Origin of the sequence: Leifsonia sp. C5G2 (assembly GCF_013359685.1) — a bacterium.
Lineage (GTDB): Bacteria > Actinomycetota > Actinomycetes > Actinomycetales > Microbacteriaceae > Leifsonia.
This window is the reverse complement of sequence record NZ_JABFMV010000008.1, coordinates 166,933-187,613: the sequence shown is the minus strand read 5'-3', so window position 1 is coordinate 187,613 and position 20,681 is coordinate 166,933. Positions and strand designations below refer to the sequence as shown.

Here is a 20,681-nt window from a genome sequence, read left to right as displayed (position 1 = left end):
TCGCGGGCAATGCGGAGGTTCAGCGGGTGCCGATCACCACACCGCGCGCCGCGAGGAACGGCTGCGGGTCGATCTGCAGTCCGTTGACGCGCACCTCGAAGTGGAGGTGGCATCCCGTGGACAGGCCGGTGGAGCCCACCTGCGCGATGGGCTGGCCCGCTGCGACCTGCTGGCCGACGGCGACACCGATGCCGCCGTCGCGGATGTGACCGTAGGCGGTCTCGACCCCGCCGCCGTGGTCGATCAGGATGAAGTTGCCGTAGCCGCTGAACGGCCCCGCGCGGACCACGGTGCCCGCCGCCGCGGCGTAGATGGTCGTGCCGCAGGCCGCGCCGACATCGTCGCCGGGGTGGAACGGGTCGGTGCCGAGCGGCCGGGAGGGACGAGGTCCGAACACGTCCGTCAGCGGCCCGTGCACCGGAAGAGCCCAGCCGTCGGCGACCAGCGCCGGGTTCGAGGTCAGCACCTGCCATCCCGACCCCGCCTGCATCGTGGTCGGCGCCGCCGCGAGCGCCGCCGACGCGGCATCCACCCGGGACTGCGCCGCGGTGACGGCCTGGAGGCTGCTCTCGACGTCGATGGCCGAGGCCGCGTCCTCGGCCGCCCGCGCCTGGTCGGCGAGGGCGCCGGCGGTCTTCTTCGCCTGCGCGGCCGCACGGATCGCGGCGTCGCGGTCGTGGGACAGCGCGGACAACCGGTCGGCCGCCCCGAGCTTCGTCAGGAGGTCGCCCGGGCTCTGCAGCGCGGCGGTGACCGGATCCTGGGTGAGCACGCGGGTGCCCGACGTCCGGATGAGGGCGGTGACGAACGCCGCCGCCTCCGTCGACCGTTTCTGCGCGGCCTCCGCCTGGGTGGTCAGCGCGTCCGCGGAGGCCTGGGCCCTGTCGTGCTCGCGCTGCGTCTCCTCGGAGGCGGTGGTCGCATCGGCGAACTGCTGCTGCGCCGCGGCGAGCTCGCTCGCCAGCTGCACCGTCTGCTCCAGTTGCGCGGGGTCGAGGGTCTGGAAGACCGGCAGCTCGGGCGCCGTGAGGGTGATCTCGTCGCTCGGCGGCACGGGCGAAGGGTCGGGCGCGGGCGCAGGCTGAGACGGAGTGGGAGTGGGGGTAGGCGTCGGCGTGGGGGTAGGCGTCGGCGTGGGGGTAGGCGTCGGCGTGGGAGTCGGCGTGGGCGTCGGCGTCGGAGTGGGAGTCGGCGTGGGCGTCGGATCCGGCGACGACGACGGGCCGGGCGTCGGTGTCGCGGTGCTGTCCTGCGGCGCCGGCGTGGCGCACGCGGTCTCGCACTCGTCGGCCGTCGCGCTCTGCGGCGCTGCCAGCACCGCCACGACCGCCAGGATCAGCGCGGCCCACGCAGGACCCATCCGGCGCGGTCCCGCGGATCGCGTCGCAAGCCGGTGTCGCCTGAGCCTGGTCCCCATGATGGTGCCGCACCCGCGGAACCTGCCGCGAGCACGTAGTGAGATGTTCTCACCATGCTCCGCGGACAACAAGACACCCGAACGAGGTTGGATGCGGCTCACAGCCTCGGCACGTTACGGTGATTGACTGTGACCGACAGCACTGCCACCACGCGCCCGCGACGATCCGCCCGGCGCGCCTCCAGCTGGAAGACCCTGCTGCGGGATGTGGTGGTCATCTTCGTCGTCGCCGTCCTGGTGTCGTTCCTGATCAAGACGTTCGTGGCGCGCTCGTTCTACATCCCCTCCGGGTCGATGGAGAACACGCTGCAGATCAACGACCGGATCATCGTGAACGAGCTCCAGCCGAAGGTGTTCGGCCTGCAGCGCGGCGACGTCGTCGTGTTCAAGGATCCGGGCGGCTGGCTGCCCCCCGCGCCCCCGCCCACCGGCAACGCCGTGCAGCAGGGCGTCGGAGCGGTGCTCGACTTCGTCGGACTCGGCGCCTCGGACTCCGACCAGCACCTGGTGAAGCGGCTCATCGGGCTGCCCGGCGACCACATCAGCTGCTGCAACGCCCTGGGCCAGATGAGCGTCAACGGCGTCCCGTTGAAGGAGCCGTACGTGCTGCTGCCCGCCGGCGTGGAGGCCGTATCCGAGAAGTCCTTCGACGTCACGGTCCCTGCGGGCAAGGTCTGGGTGATGGGCGACAACCGCTACAACTCGGCCGACTCCCGCTACCACATGGACGACCCGGGCAAGGGCTTCGTTCCGCTCTCCGACGTGGTCGGCAAGGCGTTCGTGATCAGCTGGCCGGTCAGCCACTGGACCTGGCTCGACGATTACCCGGACGTGTTCCGCGGCGTCGAGCGCGAGGACAAGTAGCGCCGGCGGGTTGCCGGTCAGTTCTCGGAGCGGCCGCGGCGCCAGTAGCCCATGAAGGCGACGCGCGAGCGGTCGATCCCGTGCTCGCGCACGAGCATCCGGCGCAGCGACTTCACCGCCGCCGATTCCCCCGCGATCCACGCGTACAGACCCGCGCTGGACGCCTCCGGAGACTCCCAGAGGATCTCGCGGTCGACATCCACGTCGTCGAGCGGCTGCCTGTCCGGCGCGGCTGCGGCGGCGACGATGCGCTCGTTCTCACCCGCCCAGCGGCGCACGGCCGGCTCGAGGGCCGCCCCCGTGGCCGCATGGCCGCGGTGCAGCCAGGTGACGGCGGCATGCGCGGGCGTCGCGAGCTCGATCTCGTCCTCCGGATGCCGCACCTCGATGAAGGCGCGCGCCCGGCGGCCCGCAGGGAGCGCCTCGAGGATGGACGCGATGGCGGGCGCGGCCGTCTCGTCGCCCGCGAGGAGCAGCTCCCGCGCGTCGCCCGGACGCCAGTCGATGCCGACCCCGCGATGCGCGCTGCGCGCATCCGGGCCGATGACCACGAGCTCGTCGCCGGGTTCGGCCGTGAGCAGCCAGCGCGCGGCCGGGCCGCCGTCGGCGTGCACGACGAAGTCGATGTCGAGGCGGCAGCCGACCGGATCGATCGCCCGCACGGTGTAGGTGCGGAACGGGTTCCGCCTGTGCTCGGGCAGCTCGCGCCAGCGCGCGTACCAGTCGCCCGCGAAGTGGGCCTCCTCGTCGTCGACGCCGAGGTCGGGGAAGGCGCCGTCCGGCAGGGGGAAGACCAGCTTGATGCGCTGGTCCAGGCATTCCGTGCCGAAGTGCTCGAAGTCGTCGCAGTGGAAGGTGACGCGCGTAAAGAGCGGGCTCAGCCTCCGCACCTCGGCCACGACCGCGCGATACGGCCGGTAGGCGGGCCGGGGGCGGTCGGTGAGGGTGGGGGCGAGGATGGTCACGGCGGCCTTTCGGACGGGTGAAGAACTAAGGTAAGGCTACACTAACCTCCCATCGTGGACCTGTCGATCGGCTGAGACGCTGGGCCATCGGCCCCCGTCGGGCCAGAATGTCGAACGGGGGCCGACCCGTTCGACGTCCGGATGACACGTTCACGATCGAGAGGACAGAACGATGAAGTACATGATGTTCGTCGTCACCGCGACCGAGCCGGACGCCGAGTCCGACGAGTCGGATGTCGACCTGTGGGTCGACGAGCTGGACGCCTCCGGGAAGAGGGTCATCGGCGAGGTGCTGCAGGCTCCGAGCGAGGCGCGCATGGTGCGCGTGCGCGACGGAAAGCGGTACGTCACCGACGGGCCGTTCGCGGAGACGAAGGAGTGGATCTGCGGCTTCGACATCCTGGAGGTCGACAGCCTCGACGAGGCCATCGACATCGCCTCCCGCCACCCGATGGCCCGCAACGGCCAGCTGGAGCTGCGGCCGTTCATGCAGTGGGAGGAGACCGAGCGGGTGTGAGCGAGCGGCCGGTCGTCGTCACGGCAGCGGGCGCGGTCCGCGGCCGGGACGACGGCCGCCTCGCCGCCTGGCGCGGCATCCGCTACGCCGAGCCGCCCACCGGGCCGCGGCGGTGGCGGGCGCCGGTTCCCGCCGCCGCCTGGGCGGGGATCGCCGACGCCGCGGGCTTCGCGCCGGCGGCCCCGCAGCGGCCCAACCCGTCCGTCCCGCTCGCCGGCGGCGACGACGCCCGGATGGACGAGGACTGCCTCTTCCTCAACGTCGTCCGCCCCTCGGCTCCCCCGCGCCCGGGGACTCTGCGACCGGTCATGGTCTGGCTGCACGGCGGCGCGTACGCCGTCGGAGCGACCAGCCAGCTGGTCTACCGCGGAGACGCCCTCGCCGTGCAGGGGGATGTCGTCGTGGTGACGGTCGGCTACCGGCTCGGCGCGCTGGGCTTCCTCGACCTGCGCTCCGCCGGCGTGGACGATGCGGAGACGAATGCGGCTCTGCGGGATGTGCTGCTCGCGCTGCACTGGGTGCGCGACAACATCCGGGCCTTCGGCGGCGATCCGGGTGCGGTGACCGTGTTCGGTCAGAGCGCGGGCGCCGGGCTCGTGACCGCTCTCCTCGCCAGCCCCGCGGCCGCCGGGCTCTTCCAGCGCGCGATCGCGCAGAGCCCGCCGGCCGGCTCGATGTACGGCCCGGAGCGGTCCGCGACCGTCGCACGGCGGTTCGCCGAGCACCTCAGCGCACTGCCGGGCGGCGCCGACCCCCGGCGGGCCCCGGTGGAGTCCATCGTCGCGGCGGGAGCGGCGGTCTACACCGAGATCCCGCGCGAGCATCCCGGCAGGCTGGCGTTCGCGCCGACCGTCGGCGACGATGTGCTCCCGGAGGCGCCGCTGCGCGTTCTCAGCGACGGCCGCGGCCTCCCCGTGCCCCTTGTCGTCGGCACCAATCGCGACGAGGCGACGCTGTTCCGGCTGATGCGGTCGCCGCTGCTGCCGATCCGGCGGCCGGCGCTGCAGCGGATGTTCGCCGACATGCAGGTGGAGCGCGGGCGCGAGCTGCGCCTGCCTCCGCCCGGCCGGGTGCTCGCCGCGTACCCACGGCCGCGGCTCTCGCTCGGCGTGCGGGTGGCGACCGACATCGCGTTCCGGATGCCGGCGCTCTGGGTCGCCGCAGGACACGCCGCCGTCGCGCCGACCTACCTGTACCGCTTCGACTTCGCGCCCCGGCTGCTGCGGCTGACCGGGGTCGGCGCGGCGCACGCCACCGACCTCCCCTACGTCTGGGGAGAGTTCGGCGGCCTCCCCCACGACCCGTCGTTCCTGCTCGGTGGCCGCTCCGTCGCCGACGCCGTGTCCGCGCGGATGCTCGCGCGCTGGTCCGCCTTCGCGTACGCGGGGACGCCCGGCGACGACTGGCCCCCGTACGACACCGGGACCCGGAGGAGTCTCGTGATCGCCCGCGAGGACCGAGTCGCTGCCGACCTCGACGCCGCCCTGCGCGCCGGCTGGGGCGAGGAGGTGCTCGCCTTCGGGTGAGCGTCCTAGACTCGGCGGCATGGTCACCGTGTCCGTGCTGCTGCTGGCGCTGTACGTGTACACGATCGTGGATGCGGCCCTCCGCGACCGCGCCCGCGTGCGCCTCCTGCCGAAGCCGGCCTGGCTGCTCGTCGTGATCCTGCTGCCCCTGATCGGAAGCGCCCTGTGGTTCGCCCTCGGCCGCGGTCGCGGCACCGCGCCCGAGCCTCCCCTCGCGCCGGAGGATCCGGCGAGCGCCGGCCGCTCCGGAACGCCCGTGCAGGGTACCCAGGCGCAGCTCGAGGCCCTGGAGCGCGAGATCGAGGAGGCCGACCGCGCCCTGCGCATCCGTCGCCTGGAAGAGGAGCTGGAGCGCCGCCGCGGCTCCGGCGAGACCGCGCAGCCCTGAGTCGCCCGCCCCGCTGCGGATTCGTCGTGCCGCGTCATGCCGTAAGCCGATGGCTCGTCCCTAGAGGTGGAACACCCTACTGAAGGACGACCGACGGGGGAACGACATGACGGACGGAACGACGACCCACGACCACGAGAACCGGGAGCAGCGCACGAGGGAGAGCTGGCTGCGTCTCCGCGGGGCGATCGCCGAGGAGTACATCGAGAAGCTGCCGGAGCTGATGAGCATCGGAGAGTTCGCCCGGTTCAGCGGCATGACCGTCGCGCAGGTGCGCCACGCGACCAGCAACGGCGACCTGGTGCTCTCGATCCGTCAGGGGCGCCGGGGGATCGCCCCGGTCGACAACCTGCCGTTCCTGCTGCGCGAGCGCTTGCTGCGGCTCCCCAGCCCACAGTCGCGGGGCCGGCGGCGCAACCACTCCCGCTCGCTGCCCGTGAGCCAGGCGGTGTACGAGAGGGTGTGGGACGAAGCCGTCCGCCACGCCACCAGCCCCCGCGAGGCGCTCGACCGGCTCCTCCTGGCGCCGGCCGTCGCCGTGGTCGACTAGCGCTTCAGCCACGCCCAGACGCCGCCGGCGAGCAGCGCGCACGAGACGACTCCCGTCGCGATCCCGGCGAGCACGACGGGAAGGGCGCCACCGGGTACGAGGAACGCCCGGATGAAGCCCACGGCGCAGACGATCACGCTGAGGCAGCCGACCACGCTCGCGCAGATCGCTGCCGCGGTGTCCCCCTCCAAGCGGCCGGGACGCTCCGGGGCCTCGATGAGCAGGGGGTCGGTCGATTCGGTGTCGTTCGTCACACCAACAGAGACGCTGACATCACGGCGGCCATGACGTGGATGCGATCGCGATCGTCGAGGGAGCCGGCTGCGGGACTCGAACCCGCGACCGCTCGCTTACAAGGCGAGTGCTCTACCAACTGAGCTAAGCCGGCGACGGCGGTCACCCGCCGCCACCATCCTAGATGGTCGCCGGGACAGGCGGCCCCAGCGGCCAACGACCGCCGAACCCTACGGCGTCGCCGACGGGGTGGGGGTCGGCGTGGCCGTGGACGAGTACTGGTCGCCCTGCGCCTGCAGCACGAAGGCCTTGAAGTCGTCGGCGCTCGTCAGCGACCCGGTGTACGGCTTGCCGTTCACCAGGACCAGCAGGGCGTTGGTCATCTTCTTCACGTCCGAGTTCGGGATCGGTCCGCTGAGCGCCCGGTCGGAGGCCGTCGTCACCCACGACTTGAAGCGGCCGTCGTCGATGCAGGCGTCGATGGCGTTCGTCCGGGACGCCCCGGAGGCCTCGGCGCGCTTCTTCAGCACGTCGTCGCTGAGGCCGGGACCGCCCTCGGCCGGCTGCTTCTCGAACAGCGAGGCGTTGAACTTCCAGAAGGCGTTCGGGTCGTAGTTCGCGACGCACGCAGCGGCGTTCGCGGCCCGCAGCGAGTACTTGGTGCCGGCCGAGTGGCTGGTGTAGATCGCGACGGGGTGCATCTCCACCGTCACGGCCCCGTTCTTCACGAGCGGCTCCAGCTGCTTGAGGTTGGTGCGCTGGAATTCACCGCACAGCTTGCACAGGTAGTCCGCGTAGATGCGGATGTTGACCGTGCTCCCCGCAGGGTCGGGCGTGCTGGTGACCGGTGCCGCATCCGGTTCGAGGGCGGTCGTCGTCTTCACCTTCAGGCCGGAGCCGACGAGGACGCCGTCGCTCGCCATGTTCTTCGGTCCGGGAACGGTCGGACGAATCGCGCCGACCAGGACGACGGCGACGATCGCGAGCACGGCGATCACCGCGACCGTGATGCCTCCACCGATCAGCGCCCGACGCCTGCGCTCCTTCCGCTGGTGCGAGGTGCGGAGCTGTCGCGCTTTCTCCCGCGCGGCAGCGCGGACGTCGCCCGTTCGGCTGTCGTCGGGCTGGGGGGTCTCTTGGCTCATGTCTTCCGGATACTGCTCTCGGGGGTCGGACGGCCGCGCGGGGGACGCGGCGCGTGGGGCGCGCATCCGTACGCCACACAACCGGGACAGCGTAGAACGGCAGTCTGGGAATGAACCAGACGGTGGCTGGACGCACGGTACAGCGGGCGGGGCGCTCGTCGACCGCGCCGGGGACCCGAGGTCGAGAGCATGTCCGCCGATGCCATATTATGGCCACGTGGCATCGACGCCATCGGACGTCGACCACGTTCATCCATTCACAACGGATCGTCCGGCACGTACCTGCCGGTGAAGGAGAAAAGAAAAATGGCGACAGTCACCTACGACAAGGCGACCCGGCTCTACCCGGGATCCACCCGCCCCGCCGTGGACGCACTGGACCTCGAGATCGCAGACGGCGAGTTCCTCGTCCTGGTCGGCCCCTCGGGTTGCGGTAAGTCCACCTCGCTCCGCATGCTCGCGGGCCTCGAAGAGGTCAACGACGGCAACATCTTCATCGGCGAGCGCAACGTCACCGACGTGCCGCCGAAGGACCGCGACATCGCGATGGTGTTCCAGAACTACGCGCTGTACCCGCACATGACCGTCGCCGAGAACATGGGCTTCGCGCTCAAGATCGCGGGCGTCGGCAAGGAGGAGCGCGCGCAGCGCGTCCTCGAGGCCGCCAAGCTGCTCGACCTGGAGCCGTACCTCGGCCGCAAGCCGAAGGCGCTCTCCGGTGGCCAGCGTCAGCGCGTCGCCATGGGCCGTGCGATCGTCCGCTCACCCCAGGTGTTCCTCATGGACGAGCCGCTGTCGAACCTCGACGCCAAGCTCCGCGTCCAGACCCGCACGCAGATCGCGTCGCTGACCCGCCGCCTCGGCGTCACCACGGTCTACGTGACCCACGACCAGACCGAGGCGCTGACCATGGGCGACCGCATCGCGGTGCTCAAGGACGGCGTCCTGCAGCAGGTCGGCACCCCGCGCGACCTGTACGCGAAGCCGAACAACGTGTTCGTCGCCGGCTTCATCGGCAGCCCGGCCATGAACCTGTTCACCGCCGACGTCACCGACGGCGGCATCAAGTTCGGTTCGGCCGTCGTGCCGGTCGACCGCGACACCCTCGCCGGCGCCGGCCAGTCGGTCACCATCGGTGTCCGCCCGGAGGACGTCGTCGTCTCGAACGCCGAGGGCAGCGGCCTGAAGGTCACGGTCGACCTCGTCGAGGAGCTCGGCGCCGACGGCTACCTGTACGGACACTCGGAGCTCGAGGGCAAGCGCACCGACATCGTCGGCCGCGTCGACGGCCGCGTTCACCCGAACGCGGGCGACACCGTCTACATCACGCCGAAGCCGGGCCACGTGCACGTCTTCAACGCGGAGTCGGGCGAGCGCCTCGGCGGCGCCGTCGTCGACTAAGGTCGCAGGAGCGATTCACACTCTGCCGCAGTCCGGATCGGGCTGCGGCAGAGTGCTTTCACGCAGCGGGCACCGCTGCACCACCGACCGTTAGGACCATCGTGGCCGGATCCGTCAACATCACCGCAGCGACCGTCGACCCGGCGCTCCTCGACCTCCCGTGGAACATCCCGCTGGAGGAGTGGTCGAACGAGCACATCGCCCTGCTGCCTAAGGGCATCAGCCGGCACCTGGTGCGCTTCGCCAACCTCTCGGGCTACGTCATCGCCATCAAGGAGACGACCGCCGAGATGGCGCAGCGCGAGTACGACATGCTGCGCACGCTGCAGCGCCTCGACGTGCCGTGCGTCGACCCGGTCGCGGTCATCAAGAACCGCACCGACGACGACGGGACCCCGCTCAACGCGGCGCTGGTGACCCGGCACCTGAAGTTCTCCCTCCCTTACCGCGCGCTGTTCTCCCAGACGCTGCGGCCCGACACCGCCACGCGTCTGGTGGATGCGCTCGCGGTGCTGCTGGTCCGCCTCCACATCGTCGGCTTCTTCTGGGGGGACGTGTCCCTCTCGAACACGCTGTTCCGCCGCGACGCCGGCGCGTTCGCCGCGTACCTGGTGGACGCCGAGACCGGCCAGCTCTACGAGGGCGGCCTCTCGAACGGCCAGCGCGAGAACGACCTGGAGATCGCCCGCGTCAACATCGCCGGCGAACTGATGGACCTGGAGGCCGGCGGCCGCGCGGACGAGGAGCTCGACCCCATCCGCGTCTCCGACGGCATCGTCGCCGCGTACCGCTCGCTGTGGAAGGAGCTGACCGGAAGCGAGTCGTTCTCGTCGTCGGAGCGCTGGCGCATCAGCGAGCGCGTCGAGCGGCTCAACGAGCTCGGCTTCGACATCGAGGAGCTGGCGATCAAGACCTCGGAGGAGGGCACGAAGGTGCGCATCCAGCCGAAGGTCGTGGACGCCGGGCACCACCAGCGCCGCCTGCTGCGCCTCACCGGCCTCGACACCGGCGAGAACCAGGCCCGCCGTCTGCTCAACGACCTCGACTCCTACGCCGCCACGCTCGGCAAGGAGGGGCTCGACGAGGAGGCGATGGCGCACGAGTGGCTGATGCGGGTGTTCGAGCCGGTCATCCGTTCGATCCCCGCCGACCTCAAGGGCAAGCTGGAGCCGGCCGAGGTCTTCCACCAGCTGCTGGAGCACCGCTGGTTCATGTCGCAGAAGGAGGGACGGGATGTGCCCCTCGCCGAGGCGCTGACCTCCTACATCAACGACATCCTGCGCCACCGCCGCGACGAGGCCACGGTCATCGCCCCGCCGACCGAGACGATCAGCATCCCGGTGCTGGGCGGCGCGGCGGACGACGACGAGGACGACGACGACGACTGGCGGTCGAAGGTCTGACGTTCCCCTTTTTGCTGTCTGCCGCGGGCGGTGTCGACGATGCGACACTGTGCGCACCAGGAGCAGAGAGGATCGCCATGACCGACGACGAAGTGCAGACACTGGGACCGATCGACTACGTCATCATCGAGTTCCCGCCCGGGGAGCAGAACTTCTCCGGTGAGGTGATCGACGAGATCCGGGCGCTGGCGGACGCCGGCACGATCCGGGTGGTCGACGCCATCGTGATCGCCAAGGACGAGAACGGCGACGTCGAGGCGGTGGAGCTGTCCGAGCTCGACGATGACGAGGACACGCTCGGCAGCCTCGTGGAGGATGTCGCGGACTTCCTCGCCGAGGCCGACATCGCAGTGCTGGCCGAGGCGATGGAGCCGGGCAGTGTCGCGGGAGCGCTCGTGTACGAGAACGTGTGGGCCGCGCCGTTCGCCGTCGCGGCACGCAAGGCGGGCGGCCGGCCGGTCGCCGACGGCCGCATCCACAGTCAGGACATCGCGGCCGCCCTCGAGGCGGACGCGGAAGCCGACGCAGAGAACGAGCAGCAGGAGGTCTCCGAATGAGAGTCGCACGTGTGGGGCTCGCGCCCGTCGTCCGCGCCCCCGTCGCCAAGGCGGCCGTCGTGACGCGTGCCGTGACCCCCGGACCCGCCCCGGTCGCCAAGACCGCGGTGATCGCCGCCGCGGTCACGCCGCGGCGCCGCCGCATCTGAACCATCCGTAGGACGCAACACGCCGTTGAGCGTCGCGCTCAACGGCGTGTTGCGTCCCATAGCTCAGCGGGAGGTGGCCTCCGCGCGGAGCTTCGAGATCTCGTAGAGGGTGACGCTCGCCGCGATGCCGGCATTCAGCGACTCGGTCGACGCGGAGATCGGGATGCTGACGATCGCGTCGCAGGTCTCCGTCACCAGGCGCGAGAGGCCCTTGCCCTCGCTGCCCACCACGATGACGACGGGACGGTCGGCGAACGACAGCCCGGGAAGGCTGACGTCCCCTCCCCCGTCGAGGCCGAGCACGAACACGCCCGCCTTCTTGAAGTCCTTGAGCGTCTGGGTCAGGTTGGCCGCCATGGCCACGGGGGTGCGCGCCGCCGCACCCGCGGAGGTCTTCCACGCCGATGCCGTCATGCCCACCGAGCGGCGCTGCGGCACGATCACGCCCTGACCGCCGAACGCCGCCGTGGAGCGGATGATCGCCCCGAGGTTGCGCGGGTCGGTGATGCCGTCGAGCGCGACGAACAGCGGGGTCTCCCCGCGGCGGACGGTGCTGTCGAGCAGTTCGCCCGGGTGCGCGTACTCGTACGGCGGCACCTTGAGCGCGACGCCCTGGTGCACCGCGTCGCGCCCGGCGAGCCGGTCGAGCTCCGGACGCATGACCTCGAGGATCGGGATGGCACGCCCAGTGGCGATCGACAGGATCTCCTTCATCCGGTCGTCGAACTCCACCCGGGCCGCGACGTACAGCGTGGAGGCGGGGATGTCGGCCCGCAGCGCCTCCAGCACCGAGTTGCGACCGGTGACGATCTCGCTCTCGTCCCCGCTCTTGGCACGGCGGGAGGCGCCGGACGCACCGCGCGGGGCCGCATCCCGGCCGCCGCGCTGGCCCGCCTTCTCGGCCGCGCGTTCGCGGAGCGCCTTGGCCTTGTGCGCCTTGTGGTACTCGCGGTCCTCGGCCTTCGGGGTCGGGCCCCTGCCTTCCAGCGCCTTGCGGCCGTGGCCGCCGGTGCCCACCTGGGGGCCCTTCTTGCTCTTCCGGACGGCTCCGGCGCGGGGCTTCCCACCCGAGTTCTTCATGATCCGATGCTCCAATGCGACCCCGACGGGGTGTCTTCGATGGTGATTCCTGCCGCCGCCAGCTCGTCGCGGATGCGATCGGCTGCGGCGAAGTCGCGGGCGGCCCTCGCCTGCTGCCGGTCGGCGAGCAGCGTTCCGATCAGCTCGCCGAGGGCCGACTCGGCCGCGGTCGACCCGCTCGAGCGCCACTGCGGCGACAGCGGGTTGATGCCGAGCACCTCCGTCATGGCGAGGACGTGCCCGCGTGCGGTCGCGGCCGCCTCCAAGTCTTCCGCATCCAGCGCCGCGTTGCCTGAACGCACGGTGTCGTGCAGCACGGCGAGCGCCTGCGGCACCGCGAGGTCGTCGTCCATGGCCTCGGCGAACGACTCCGGCACGACCTCGACCCCGTGCCCGGCGAACCGGGTGCCGGAGAGCCGGCGCTCCACGCGCTCGAAGAAGCCGGCGATGCGGTCGAGCGCCGCCTCCGCCTCGCTCAGCGAGCCGTCGTGGAAGTCGATGGTGGAGCGGTAGTGCGCGGAGCCGAGGTAGTAGCGGACCACCAGCGGCCGCGCGGCGCCGAGTAGGTCGGCGGCGTAGACCGAGTTGCCGAGCGACTTGCTCATCTTCTGGCCGTTGACGTGCACCAGCCCGTTGTGCACCCAGTAGTTCGCGAACGGGTCGCCTGCGGCGGTCGACTGGGCAAGCTCGTTCTCGTGGTGCGGGAACCGCAGGTCGAGGCCGCCGCCGTGGATGTCGAACTGCGGCCCGAGGTAGCGCCGCGACATCGCGGAGCACTCGATGTGCCATCCCGGCCGCCCGTCACCCCACGGCGAGGGGAACGCGGCCGACGCGGGCTCGTCGTCCTTGCGGCCTTTCCAGAGGGCGAAGTCGCGCGGGTCGCGCTTCGCGCGCGGGTCGGCGTCGGCCGCGGCCTCCATGTTGTCGATGCTCTGCCGGGTCAGCTCGCCGTACGACGGCCAGCTCTTCACGTCGAAGTACACGTCGCCGGAGCCGTCGGTCGCGGCGTAGGCGTGGCCCGCCTCGATGAGGCGCTGGATGATCTCCTGCATCTGCGGGATGCTGGCGGTCGCCCGCGGCTCGTACGTCGGCGGCTGCACGCCCAGCGCGCGGTAGGCGTCGGTGAACTCCAGCTCGAAGCGGTACGCCAGCGCCCACCACTCCTCGCTGCCGCCCTCCGCCTGAGCCGCCGCGGCGTTGACGAGGATCTTGTCGTCGATGTCGGTCACGTTGCGGACGAGCGTGACGTCGTAGCCGCGGTACGTCATCCACCGGCGCAGCTGGTCGTACACGAGGGCGGAGCGGAGGTGGCCGATGTGCGGCGACGACTGCACCGTCGGACCGCACACGTACATGCCGACCTCGCCGTCGCGCAGCGGGACGAAGTCGCGCAGCGCCGCCGCCCGGGTGTCGTAGAGCCGAAGAGTCACGGCACAAGCCTACGGGGCGAGGGCGGCTCGCCGCGGCTACTGCTTCGCGCGCTCGGCGAGCTCCGCGTTGACGGGCGCGAACGCCGCCCGGTCGAGCAGCAGCTCGATCTGCGTGATGCGGCCGCCGACCACGGTCAGCAGCTCGACGCAGCGCACCGCGCCGGCCGAGGTGTCGGTGACGAAGTCGTAGACGACGCAGGCCCGATCGGCCGCGCTGAACACCTCGCGCAGTTCGTTGCGCACGAGGGCCGGCATCAGCCGCTTCAGGGCGGTCAGCCAGGCCTCCTTGTCGCTCGTGCTCCCGGCGAACTCGGCGCGCACCTGGTCGTCGAGCAGCTTCTCGAGCGCCTCGGGATCGTGGGCGCCGACCGCCTGGATGTACGCCTTCGCGACCGTCTCGGTGTCCGTTCCCGCCATGTGCCCGCTCCTCTTCCGCGTCGCCGTGACGCCCGACGCCACCCTAGGCCCGTGCGGGACCGACGGCTATGGCCGGCGGGATGCGGTCACGCCAGCAGCAGCGCCGTCGCGTTGGCGGTGACGCCCTCGCCGCGGCCGGTGAACCCGAGCCCGTCGGTCGTGGTGGCGCCGAGCGAGACCGGTGCGCCCAGGATGCTCGAGAGGCGATCCTCCGCCTCCCGCCTGCGCGGGCCGAGCTTCGGACGGTTGCCGATCACCTGGACGGCGACGTTGCCGATCCGGAAGCCGGCCTCCTCGACCCGTCGCCGCGCCTCGGCGAGGAACACCTCACCGTGGGCGCCGGCGAAGCGCGGGTCGCCGGTGCCGAAGACGCCGCCGATGTCGCCGAGTCCGGCGGCCGACAGCAGCGCGTCGACGATCGCATGCGCGACCGCGTCGCCGTCGCTGTGCCCGGCGAGCCCCGGCTCACCCGGCCAGTGCAGGCCGGCCAGCCAGAGCTCGGCGGACGTGTCGACGGCGTGCGTGTCGCTGCCGAGGCCGATCCGCGGTGCACCGGTGCCGGACAGCAGCTCCTCGGCCCGGCGCAGGTCCCAGGGCGTCGTCACCTTGAAGGCGTGCGCGTCGCCGGGGACCACATCCACCCGGAACCCTGCCGCCGCGACAAGGCCGGCGTCGTCGGTCTCGTCGCTCCGCGCCAGCGTGTAGGCGGTCAGCAGCTGCTCGCGCGGGAACCCCTGCGGGGTCTGAACGGCGGCCAGCGCGGACCGATCGACGGTCTCGTGCACCTCTCCGTCGTCGCCGATGCGCTTCACTGTGTCGCTGACCGGGAGTCCGGGGACCACGCCGTAGCCGCGCTCCAGGACCGCGTCCACCACGGCGTCGAACAGGGAGGATGGCGCGAGGGCGCGGGCGGCGTCGTGGACGAGCACCACGTCCACGTGCGGGTCGATCACGGCGAGGCCCTCCGCCACCGACTGCTGGCGGGTGGCGCCGCCCTCGACCACCGTGGCCGGACGGCCGAGGGACCGCTCGGCGAGCCAGCCGGCGTCCTCGACGCGGTCGGCCGGGGCGACCACGATCGCGTCGGCGGTGTGGCGCATGCCGCGCACGGCATGCAGCGACCGCTCCAGCAGCGTCCGGCCCTGCAGGGTCACGAATGCCTTGGGCCGGCCGGCGCCGAGACGCGTGCCGCTGCCCGCCGCGACGACGACGACGGCGACCCGGGGTGTGCTGCTGCTCTCCACCCGACCACCGTACCGGCACCCCGCGCCGCGAGTGCGGCGTTTCGGAACGTCTGCGCCCGCGCGCCGCGCCGCAGACGTTCCGAAACGGCGCAGTCACGGGGGAACGACAACGGCCCCGCCGCTCGGAGAGCGACGGGGCCGGGAGTCGGGGTGGAGCGGCCTAGGAGGCGAGCACCTCGTCGAGGAGGCTGGACGCCTGCTCGTCGTCGGTCTTCTCTGCCAGGGCCAGCTCGGAGATGAGGATCTGCCGCGCCTTGGCGAGCATGCGCTTCTCACCGGCGGAGAGGCCGCGGTCCTGGTCACGGCGCCACAGGTCGCGGACGACCTCGGACACCTTGATGACGTCGCCGGAGGCCAGCTTCTCCAGGTTGGCCTTGTAGCGACGCGACCAGTTGGTGGGCTCCTCGGTGAACGGGGCTCGCAGCACCTCGAAGACGCGGTCGAGACCCTCCTTGCCGATGACGTCGCGCACGCCGACCAGATCGACGTTCTCGGCGGGGACCTCGATGGTCAGGTCGCCCTGAGTCACGTTGAGCTTGAGGTACAGCTTCTCTTCACCCTTGATGATTCTCTTCTTGACTTCGGTGATCGTTGCGGCACCGTGGTGCGGATAGACGACGGTCTCGCCAACCTCGAAAAGCATAGATTTGTTGTCCCTTCAGCAATGAATAGGATACCACACGAGGCACATGCTAAGGTTCGCCCTCACGTCTCCCCGGCCCCCGGAACGGCCCCCGCGATGGGCTAGAGTTGCAGGGAGAAACCACCTGGAGGGTCATCAGTGAAAGCTCGAGTCGCGACGACCGTCGCCCTCGCCCTGGCCGTCGCGTTCAGCACCGCGGGCTGCGGTCTCATCGCCCCGCAGGCGACCACCAAGCACTACGACGCGAGCGACGGCGTCAGCGGCAGCGTCGGCACGGTCGACGTCCGCAACGCGCTCATCGTCACCGACGCGAAGGACGGCACCGTCGGCAATCTGGTGGTCACGCTGGTGAACACCGGCTCCACGAGCCAGCGCGTCGCCATCACGGCCGGCGACACGGGCTCGAGCGCCGCCGAGGTGACCGTCAAGCCCGGCCAGGTGAAGCAGCTCGGCCAGGACCCGGAGACCGGTGGCCCCAGCAACGTGCTGATCCCGGAGTTCACGGCGAAGCCCGGCAGCCTGTTCCCCGTCTACTTCCAGTACGGCGACCAGACCGGCGTCAACCTCAAAGTCCCCGTGCTCGACGGCGGCCTGCCCGAGTACTCCAGCCTCGTGCCGCCGACCATCCTGCCGGCCGCCGGCTGAGCCGACCCCACGACCGACAGAAGCCGCCCGATGCATCGCGCACCGGGCGGCTTCGTCGTGCAGTGGACGCCGCTCAGGCGTTGAAGCGGTAGCCGAGCCCGCGCACCGTGACGAGCATCCGCGGCTCCGACGGGCTCTCCTCGATGCGGGAGCGGATGCGCTTGATGTGCACGTCGAGCGTCTTCGTGTCGCCGAAGTAGTCGCTCCCCCACACCCGGTCGATCAGCTGGCCGCGGGTCAAAACGCGTCCGGCGTTGCGCAGCAGCAGCTCCAGGAGCTCGAATTCCTTCAGCGGCATGGAGATCTCCTCGCCGTTGACGGCGACGGTGTGCCGGTCCACATCCATGCGCACAGTCCCCGCCTCCAGCACACCGTCGTCGACGTGCTCGTCCTCCTCGACCCGGCGGCGGAGGACGGCGCGGATGCGGGCCAGCAGCTCGCGCGACGAGTACGGCTTCGTCACGTAGTCGTCGGCCCCGAGCTCCAGCCCGACGACGATGTCCACCTCCGAGTCCTTCGCCGTCAGCATGATGATCGGAACGCTGGAGCGCGTCCGGATCTCGCGGCACACCTCGGTGCCGGGGATGCCCGGCAGCATCAGGTCGAGGAGGATCAGGTCGGCGCCGTCGCGGTCGAACGCGGCGAGCGCGGTCGGGCCGTCCTCCGCCACCTCCACCTCGTAGCCCTCGCGCTTGAGCAGGTAGGCGAGCGGCTCGCTGAGCGCGGCCTCATCCTCGACGAGCAGGATGGATGTCACGGATTGTCTCCTATCGGGGGTCGGACGGTGGAGGCCTCAGGCAGCCGGATCGTGAAGGTGGAGCCGCGACCGGGCTGAGACCAGACGCGCACGTCGCCGCCGTGGTTCTGGACGGCGTGCTTGACGATCGAGAGGCCGAGACCCGTGCCGCCGGTGTTGCGCGAGCGGGCCTGATCGACGCGGAAGAAGCGCTCGAACACGCGGTCGAGGTCCTCCTCGGGGATGCCCTCGCCCTGGTCGGTCACGGCGATCTCGACCACACCGTCGGCGTTGCGCACGCCGATGCCGATGCGCGAGTCGTCCGGCGAGTACTGGATGGCGTTCGAGATGAGGTTGTGCACGGCGGTGACCAGCAGGGCCTCGTTGCCGAGCACCTGCGCCTGCTTGTCGCCGCGCATCGCGATCTCGATGTTCCGGGTCTCCGCTGCGACGCGGTTCTGGTCGATGGCCGCCTTCACCACCTTGCTCGCCGACAGTGGGGCGGCGTCACCCAGCGCGTCCGCCGCCTGCAGCCGGCTCAGCTCGATGATGTCCTGGGTGATGCGGGCGAGGCGCTGCGCCTCCTCCGAGAGCCGCAGCGCGAACCGCCGCACCTGCTCCGGGTCGTCGGACGCACCATCCAGCGCCTCCGCGAGCAGGCTCACCGCGCCGATCGGCGTCTTCAGCTCGTGGCTGATGTTGGCGACGAAGTCGCGCCGCACGGCCTCCAGCCGGAACGACTCGGTGCGGTCCTCTGCCAGCAGCAGGATGTAGCGCGAGCCGAGCCGCGCGACCCGCACGCTCAGGTGGATGCCGGCGTCGCCGAACGGTCCGCGCGAGAGCTCGCACTCCTCGGTGATGGACTCCCCTGTGCGCCGGACGCGATCGACGAGGTCGACGAGGTGGGGATGGACGAGCGCGCCGTTCCAGACGAGGCCGATCGCGTGCGCGCCCGGGGAGGCCTTGATGACGTTGTTCGACGGGTCGAGCACGACGCCCGCCGACTCCAGGGCGTCGAGCACCTGGTCGACGCCGTCCGGCACAGCCGGGTTCACCACCTGCGCCGCGTTGTCCCCCCGGCGCGCGGCGATGTGCAGGATCCACACGAAACCGGCGCCGACGGCGAGCCCCAGGCCCAGCGACAGCAGCACCAACCAGGTGGAGTCCATAGGCCTAAGCGTAGGTGATGCGAAAGTGAACGCTCCGACGGATCCGGCGTCCTGCCGCGTGTTTTCGCGGGTACGTTAGACAGTGTTCAGCCGGGCGGCACCGTTTGTTAACCTGCCGCGGCGAACATGCTAGACGGGACCAGAAGGCCCCGACATCCCGCGTGCCCGCGCACGCCAGGAAGGACCACACCCCATGCGCGAAGTCTTCCAGCAGGAGCTGGCGGAAGTTCAGGACCGCCTCGTCGAGATCGCCGAACTGGTCGTCGTGTCCATCAGGAACGCCACCGCCGCGTTCAACGAGTCGGATGTGACGCTCGCGGAGGACGTCATCGCCAACGACCACCGCATCGACGAGCTGACGGTGCTGCTGGACGAGCTGTCCATCCAGATCCTCGCCCGCCAGCAGCCGGTCGCCCGCGACCTCCGCATCGTCGTCAGCGCGCTGCGCATCAGCGCGTCGCTCGAGCGCATGGGTGACATGGCCGAGCACATCGCGCAGCTGGCGCGCTACCGCTTCCCGGACAAGGTCGTCCCGAAGAGCCTGCGCTCGACATTCTCCGAGATGGGCCGCCTCGACGTGCAGATCGCCGAGAAGCTCGCGGAGCTGCTCCGCACCCAGGACATCCGCCTCGCCGACGAGATCCGTAACGACGACGACGACATCGACGAGCTGCACATCAGCGTGTTCGACAAGGTGCTCGGCGAGACGTGGAAGGGCCAGGCGGTCGATACGGTGGACGCGACCCTCGCCTCCCGTTACCACGAGCGCTTCGCGGACCACGCGGTCTCGATCGCCAAGAAGGTGCAGTACCTGGCCACCGGCGACTGGGCCCCGGAGCTCGCCTCCTGAGGCTCCCCCGTTCCGAAGCCAAGAGCTCCTGAGTTCTTCGACCGGATCCGCCCGGATCGGTCGAAAAACTCAGGAGCTCTTTGCGTGGGTCAGGGGTGGAGGGGGACGCGTGCGGCGACGCGGCGGAGGCCGCCGGGGGCGCGGGCGACGACGGAGAGCTCGGTGAGGACGGCGTGCTCGCCGGGGTGCAGGCGGCCCGTGCGCTGATCGGTGGCGTGCGCCCGGTAGCCCTCGCGCACGTGGCGGGCGTCGCGCACGGTCACGCCCGAGGCCTCCAGCGCGCCGACCGCCGCGGTGTGCAGCGCCAGCAGCGGCGCCGACGGTCGGAGGACCGTGACCGGGACCGTGCGGTGCGCGCCGAACCGCTCGCGCGCCCCTCCGTCGATAGGGATGGGGGCGGCCCGCGGCAGCAGCGCCGCCACGGCGTCCGCATCGAGCTCAGTCTCGAACGGCGGGACGATCGTGACGTGCAGCTGCCAGTCGGAAGCCGGGAAGGTGGCCGGAAACACGTCGTCGCCGCGTCCCGTGAGGAACGCGACGACGACGAAGGTGCTGGTCGTGGCTACTTCTTGCCCTGTGCGGCGACCGCGGCGGCGCCGGCCGCGGCGGCCTCGGGGTCGAGGTAGTACGACGGCTCGAGCGGCGTGAAGTCCTCGCCGAGCTTGTAGACGAGCGGGATGCCGGTCGGGATGTTGAGGCCGGCGATGTCGTCGTCGGAGATGCCGTCGAGGTGCTTCACCAGCGCGCGCAGCGAGTTGCCGTGGGCGGTGACGAGCACGGTCTTCCCGGCGGTGAGGTCACGCGTGATGTCGGACTCCCAGTAGGGCAGCATCCGGGCGATGACGTCCTTCAGGCACTCGGTCCGCGGCAGCTCGTCGCCGAGACCGGCGTAGCGCGGGTCGCCGACCTGCGAGAACTCGCTGTCGTCGGCGAGCGGCGGCGGCGGCACGTCGAACGAGCGGCGCCACAGCTGGAACTGCTCGGGCCCGTACTTCTCCAGCGTCTCCGCCTTGTCGAGGCCCTGCAGCGCGCCGTAGTGGCGCTCGTTGAGCCTCCAGGAGCGCCGCACCGGGATCCACAGCCGGTCGGCCACGTCGAGGGCGTAATTCGCGGTCTGGATGGCACGGGTCAGCACCGAGGTGTGCAGCACGTCGGGCGCGAGCCCGGAGTCGCGGAGCAGCTCGCCCGCACGCTTGGCCTCGGCGACGCCGGTCTCGCTGAGACGCACGTCGACCCAGCCGGTGAACAGGTTCTTCTCGTTCCACTCGCTGCTGCCGTGGCGCAGGAGGATCAGGGTGTAGGGAGCGGCCATGCCCCCAATCTATCGTGTCGGCGCCCGCCGCCACGTCCA

General features: G+C 71.2%; 24 protein-coding genes and 1 tRNA gene. 11 read left to right on the top strand and 14 right to left on the bottom strand.

All coding sequences use genetic code 11. From position 1 onward, the window contains the following. Positions 1 to 19: 19 nt before the first annotated feature. On the bottom strand, positions 20 to 1,054 hold the full coding sequence (locus HNO83_RS12570; RefSeq protein WP_349627178.1) for a M23 family metallopeptidase: 1,035 nt from the start codon (positions 1,052 to 1,054) through the stop codon (positions 20 to 22). A 492-nt stretch (positions 1,055 to 1,546) separates the two neighbouring features. Between HNO83_RS12570 and lepB the strand changes: the two genes are divergently transcribed. Further along, positions 1,547 to 2,281 carry a signal peptidase I gene (gene lepB, locus HNO83_RS12565; RefSeq protein ID WP_349627177.1) on the top strand — a complete coding sequence of 245 codons (735 nt, stop codon included), beginning with the start codon at positions 1,547 to 1,549 and terminating at the stop codon, positions 2,279 to 2,281. A gap of 17 nt (positions 2,282 to 2,298) precedes the next feature. On the opposite strand, the gene HNO83_RS12560 is transcribed toward lepB, so the two are convergent. After that, positions 2,299 to 3,246 carry a siderophore-interacting protein gene (locus tag HNO83_RS12560; RefSeq protein ID WP_175337851.1) on the bottom strand — a complete coding sequence of 316 codons (948 nt, stop codon included), beginning with the start codon at positions 3,244 to 3,246 and terminating at the stop codon, positions 2,299 to 2,301. 172 nt (positions 3,247 to 3,418) lie between these two features. Here HNO83_RS12560 and HNO83_RS20415 point away from each other — a divergent pair, with 172 nt between their 5' ends. From HNO83_RS20415 to HNO83_RS12540, 4 genes are all read left to right on the top strand, one after another. Beyond that, positions 3,419 to 3,763, top strand: coding sequence for a YciI family protein (locus tag HNO83_RS20415; RefSeq protein WP_175337850.1), 345 nt, complete (start codon positions 3,419 to 3,421; stop codon positions 3,761 to 3,763). After that, the gene (locus HNO83_RS20795) at positions 3,760 to 5,289 is read left to right on the top strand and encodes a carboxylesterase/lipase family protein (RefSeq protein WP_175337849.1); all 1,530 of its coding nucleotides are present in this window, start codon (positions 3,760 to 3,762) and stop codon (positions 5,287 to 5,289) included. Before HNO83_RS20415 ends, HNO83_RS20795 begins: the two co-directional genes overlap by 4 nt. A 19-nt stretch (positions 5,290 to 5,308) precedes the next feature. Then, the gene (locus HNO83_RS12545; RefSeq protein ID WP_175337848.1) at positions 5,309 to 5,677 is read left to right on the top strand and encodes a PLDc N-terminal domain-containing protein; all 369 of its coding nucleotides are present in this window, start codon (positions 5,309 to 5,311) and stop codon (positions 5,675 to 5,677) included. Between the two features lie 106 nt (positions 5,678 to 5,783). Continuing rightward, on the top strand, positions 5,784 to 6,227 hold the full coding sequence (locus HNO83_RS12540) for a hypothetical protein (RefSeq protein ID WP_175337847.1): 444 nt from the start codon (positions 5,784 to 5,786) through the stop codon (positions 6,225 to 6,227). On the opposite strand, the gene HNO83_RS12535 is transcribed toward HNO83_RS12540, so the two are convergent. The 3 genes from HNO83_RS12535 to HNO83_RS12525 form a co-directional block, all read right to left on the bottom strand. Beyond that, entirely contained in the window at positions 6,224 to 6,481 is a 258-nt protein-coding gene (locus HNO83_RS12535) for a hypothetical protein (RefSeq protein ID WP_175337846.1), read from the bottom strand. The genes HNO83_RS12540 and HNO83_RS12535 overlap by 4 nt on opposite strands. A 61-nt stretch (positions 6,482 to 6,542) precedes the next feature. Beyond that, a tRNA-Thr gene (locus HNO83_RS12530) sits at positions 6,543 to 6,615 on the bottom strand. A gap of 76 nt (positions 6,616 to 6,691) precedes the next feature. After that, positions 6,692 to 7,606, bottom strand: a complete 915-nt coding sequence (locus tag HNO83_RS12525; RefSeq protein WP_175337845.1) for a DsbA family protein — start codon at positions 7,604 to 7,606, stop codon at positions 6,692 to 6,694. A 306-nt stretch (positions 7,607 to 7,912) separates the two neighbouring features. Here HNO83_RS12525 and HNO83_RS12520 point away from each other — a divergent pair, with 306 nt between their 5' ends. The 4 genes from HNO83_RS12520 to HNO83_RS12505 all read left to right on the top strand — a co-directional run bounded on the left by HNO83_RS12520 (position 7,913) and on the right by HNO83_RS12505 (position 11,116). Next, positions 7,913 to 9,007 carry an ABC transporter ATP-binding protein gene (locus tag HNO83_RS12520; RefSeq protein WP_175337844.1) on the top strand — a complete coding sequence of 365 codons (1,095 nt, stop codon included), beginning with the start codon at positions 7,913 to 7,915 and terminating at the stop codon, positions 9,005 to 9,007. A 101-nt stretch (positions 9,008 to 9,108) separates the two neighbouring features. Continuing rightward, positions 9,109 to 10,410 carry a DUF4032 domain-containing protein gene (locus tag HNO83_RS12515; protein ID WP_175337843.1) on the top strand — a complete coding sequence of 434 codons (1,302 nt, stop codon included), beginning with the start codon at positions 9,109 to 9,111 and terminating at the stop codon, positions 10,408 to 10,410. A gap of 77 nt (positions 10,411 to 10,487) precedes the next feature. Further along, positions 10,488 to 10,967 carry a DUF6325 family protein gene (locus tag HNO83_RS12510; RefSeq protein WP_175337842.1) on the top strand — a complete coding sequence of 160 codons (480 nt, stop codon included), beginning with the start codon at positions 10,488 to 10,490 and terminating at the stop codon, positions 10,965 to 10,967. Beyond that, complete coding sequence (locus HNO83_RS12505) at positions 10,964 to 11,116, top strand: hypothetical protein (RefSeq protein ID WP_175337841.1); 153 nt, start codon at positions 10,964 to 10,966, stop codon at positions 11,114 to 11,116. Before HNO83_RS12510 ends, HNO83_RS12505 begins: the two co-directional genes overlap by 4 nt. 63 nt (positions 11,117 to 11,179) lie before the next feature. Here the strand turns inward: HNO83_RS12505 and rlmB are convergent, their stop codons facing one another. The 5 genes from rlmB to HNO83_RS12480 form a co-directional block, all read right to left on the bottom strand. Then, positions 11,180 to 12,196 carry a 23S rRNA (guanosine(2251)-2'-O)-methyltransferase RlmB gene (rlmB, locus tag HNO83_RS12500; RefSeq protein ID WP_175337840.1) on the bottom strand — a complete coding sequence of 339 codons (1,017 nt, stop codon included), beginning with the start codon at positions 12,194 to 12,196 and terminating at the stop codon, positions 11,180 to 11,182. Beyond that, a complete protein-coding gene (gene cysS, locus HNO83_RS12495) occupies positions 12,193 to 13,626 on the bottom strand; it encodes a cysteine--tRNA ligase (RefSeq protein ID WP_175337839.1) in 1,434 nt (477 codons plus the stop codon). The genes rlmB and cysS overlap by 4 nt, the downstream gene beginning before the upstream one ends. Before the next feature lie 36 nt (positions 13,627 to 13,662). Then, a complete protein-coding gene (locus HNO83_RS12490; protein WP_175337838.1) occupies positions 13,663 to 14,043 on the bottom strand; it encodes a nuclear transport factor 2 family protein in 381 nt (126 codons plus the stop codon). 86 nt (positions 14,044 to 14,129) lie between these two features. After that, the gene (gene ispD / locus HNO83_RS12485) at positions 14,130 to 15,287 is read right to left on the bottom strand and encodes a 2-C-methyl-D-erythritol 4-phosphate cytidylyltransferase (RefSeq protein WP_175337837.1); all 1,158 of its coding nucleotides are present in this window, start codon (positions 15,285 to 15,287) and stop codon (positions 14,130 to 14,132) included. 160 nt (positions 15,288 to 15,447) lie between these two features. Beyond that, the gene (locus HNO83_RS12480) at positions 15,448 to 15,930 is read right to left on the bottom strand and encodes a CarD family transcriptional regulator (protein ID WP_055914438.1); all 483 of its coding nucleotides are present in this window, start codon (positions 15,928 to 15,930) and stop codon (positions 15,448 to 15,450) included. Positions 15,931 to 16,068: 138 nt separating this feature from the next. Here HNO83_RS12480 and HNO83_RS12475 point away from each other — a divergent pair, with 138 nt between their 5' ends. Continuing rightward, positions 16,069 to 16,575, top strand: coding sequence for a hypothetical protein (locus HNO83_RS12475; RefSeq protein WP_175337836.1), 507 nt, complete (start codon positions 16,069 to 16,071; stop codon positions 16,573 to 16,575). Between the two features lie 73 nt (positions 16,576 to 16,648). On the opposite strand, the gene HNO83_RS12470 is transcribed toward HNO83_RS12475, so the two are convergent. Together HNO83_RS12470 and HNO83_RS12465 are read right to left on the bottom strand one after the other, a co-directional pair. Further along, a complete protein-coding gene (locus HNO83_RS12470) occupies positions 16,649 to 17,332 on the bottom strand; it encodes a response regulator (RefSeq protein WP_175337835.1) in 684 nt (227 codons plus the stop codon). Then, positions 17,329 to 18,480, bottom strand: coding sequence for a sensor histidine kinase (locus HNO83_RS12465; RefSeq protein ID WP_175337834.1), 1,152 nt, complete (start codon positions 18,478 to 18,480; stop codon positions 17,329 to 17,331). The genes HNO83_RS12470 and HNO83_RS12465 overlap by 4 nt, the downstream gene beginning before the upstream one ends. Positions 18,481 to 18,673: 193 nt before the next feature. Here HNO83_RS12465 and phoU point away from each other — a divergent pair, with 193 nt between their 5' ends. Beyond that, entirely contained in the window at positions 18,674 to 19,330 is a 657-nt protein-coding gene (gene phoU, locus HNO83_RS12460; RefSeq protein ID WP_175337833.1) for a phosphate signaling complex protein PhoU, read from the top strand. 89 nt (positions 19,331 to 19,419) lie between these two features. Here the strand turns inward: phoU and HNO83_RS12455 are convergent, their stop codons facing one another. Both HNO83_RS12455 and HNO83_RS12450 read right to left on the bottom strand, forming a co-directional pair. Further along, positions 19,420 to 19,839, bottom strand: a complete 420-nt coding sequence (locus HNO83_RS12455) for a 2'-5' RNA ligase family protein (RefSeq protein ID WP_175337832.1) — start codon at positions 19,837 to 19,839, stop codon at positions 19,420 to 19,422. 53 nt (positions 19,840 to 19,892) lie between these two features. Further along, positions 19,893 to 20,642, bottom strand: a complete 750-nt coding sequence (locus HNO83_RS12450) for a phosphoglyceromutase (protein WP_175337831.1) — start codon at positions 20,640 to 20,642, stop codon at positions 19,893 to 19,895. Positions 20,643 to 20,681: the final 39 nt, after the last annotated feature.

Excerpts from the sequence above, each read along its gene's own strand:
- HNO83_RS12525 (WP_175337845.1), bottom strand. The coding sequence starts at position 7,606 with ATGAGCCAAGAGACCCCCCAGCCCGACGACAGCCGAACGGGCGACGTC.
- HNO83_RS12450 (WP_175337831.1), bottom strand. The coding sequence starts at position 20,642 with ATGGCCGCTCCCTACACCCTGATCCTCCTGCGCCACGGCAGCAGCGAG.
- HNO83_RS12510 (WP_175337842.1), top strand. The coding sequence starts at position 10,488 with ATGACCGACGACGAAGTGCAGACACTGGGACCGATCGACTACGTCATC.
- HNO83_RS12490 (WP_175337838.1), bottom strand. The coding sequence starts at position 14,043 with ATGGCGGGAACGGACACCGAGACGGTCGCGAAGGCGTACATCCAGGCG.
- HNO83_RS12540 (WP_175337847.1), top strand. The coding sequence starts at position 5,784 with ATGACGGACGGAACGACGACCCACGACCACGAGAACCGGGAGCAGCGC.
- HNO83_RS12480 (WP_055914438.1), bottom strand. The coding sequence starts at position 15,930 with ATGCTTTTCGAGGTTGGCGAGACCGTCGTCTATCCGCACCACGGTGCC.
- HNO83_RS20415 (WP_175337850.1), top strand. The coding sequence starts at position 3,419 with ATGAAGTACATGATGTTCGTCGTCACCGCGACCGAGCCGGACGCCGAG.
- rlmB (WP_175337840.1), bottom strand. The coding sequence starts at position 12,196 with ATGAAGAACTCGGGTGGGAAGCCCCGCGCCGGAGCCGTCCGGAAGAGC.
- HNO83_RS12545 (WP_175337848.1), top strand. The coding sequence starts at position 5,309 with ATGGTCACCGTGTCCGTGCTGCTGCTGGCGCTGTACGTGTACACGATC.
- HNO83_RS12520 (WP_175337844.1), top strand. The coding sequence starts at position 7,913 with ATGGCGACAGTCACCTACGACAAGGCGACCCGGCTCTACCCGGGATCC.
- HNO83_RS12465 (WP_175337834.1), bottom strand. The coding sequence starts at position 18,480 with ATGGACTCCACCTGGTTGGTGCTGCTGTCGCTGGGCCTGGGGCTCGCC.
- HNO83_RS12505 (WP_175337841.1), top strand. The coding sequence starts at position 10,964 with ATGAGAGTCGCACGTGTGGGGCTCGCGCCCGTCGTCCGCGCCCCCGTC.
- phoU (WP_175337833.1), top strand. The coding sequence starts at position 18,674 with ATGCGCGAAGTCTTCCAGCAGGAGCTGGCGGAAGTTCAGGACCGCCTC.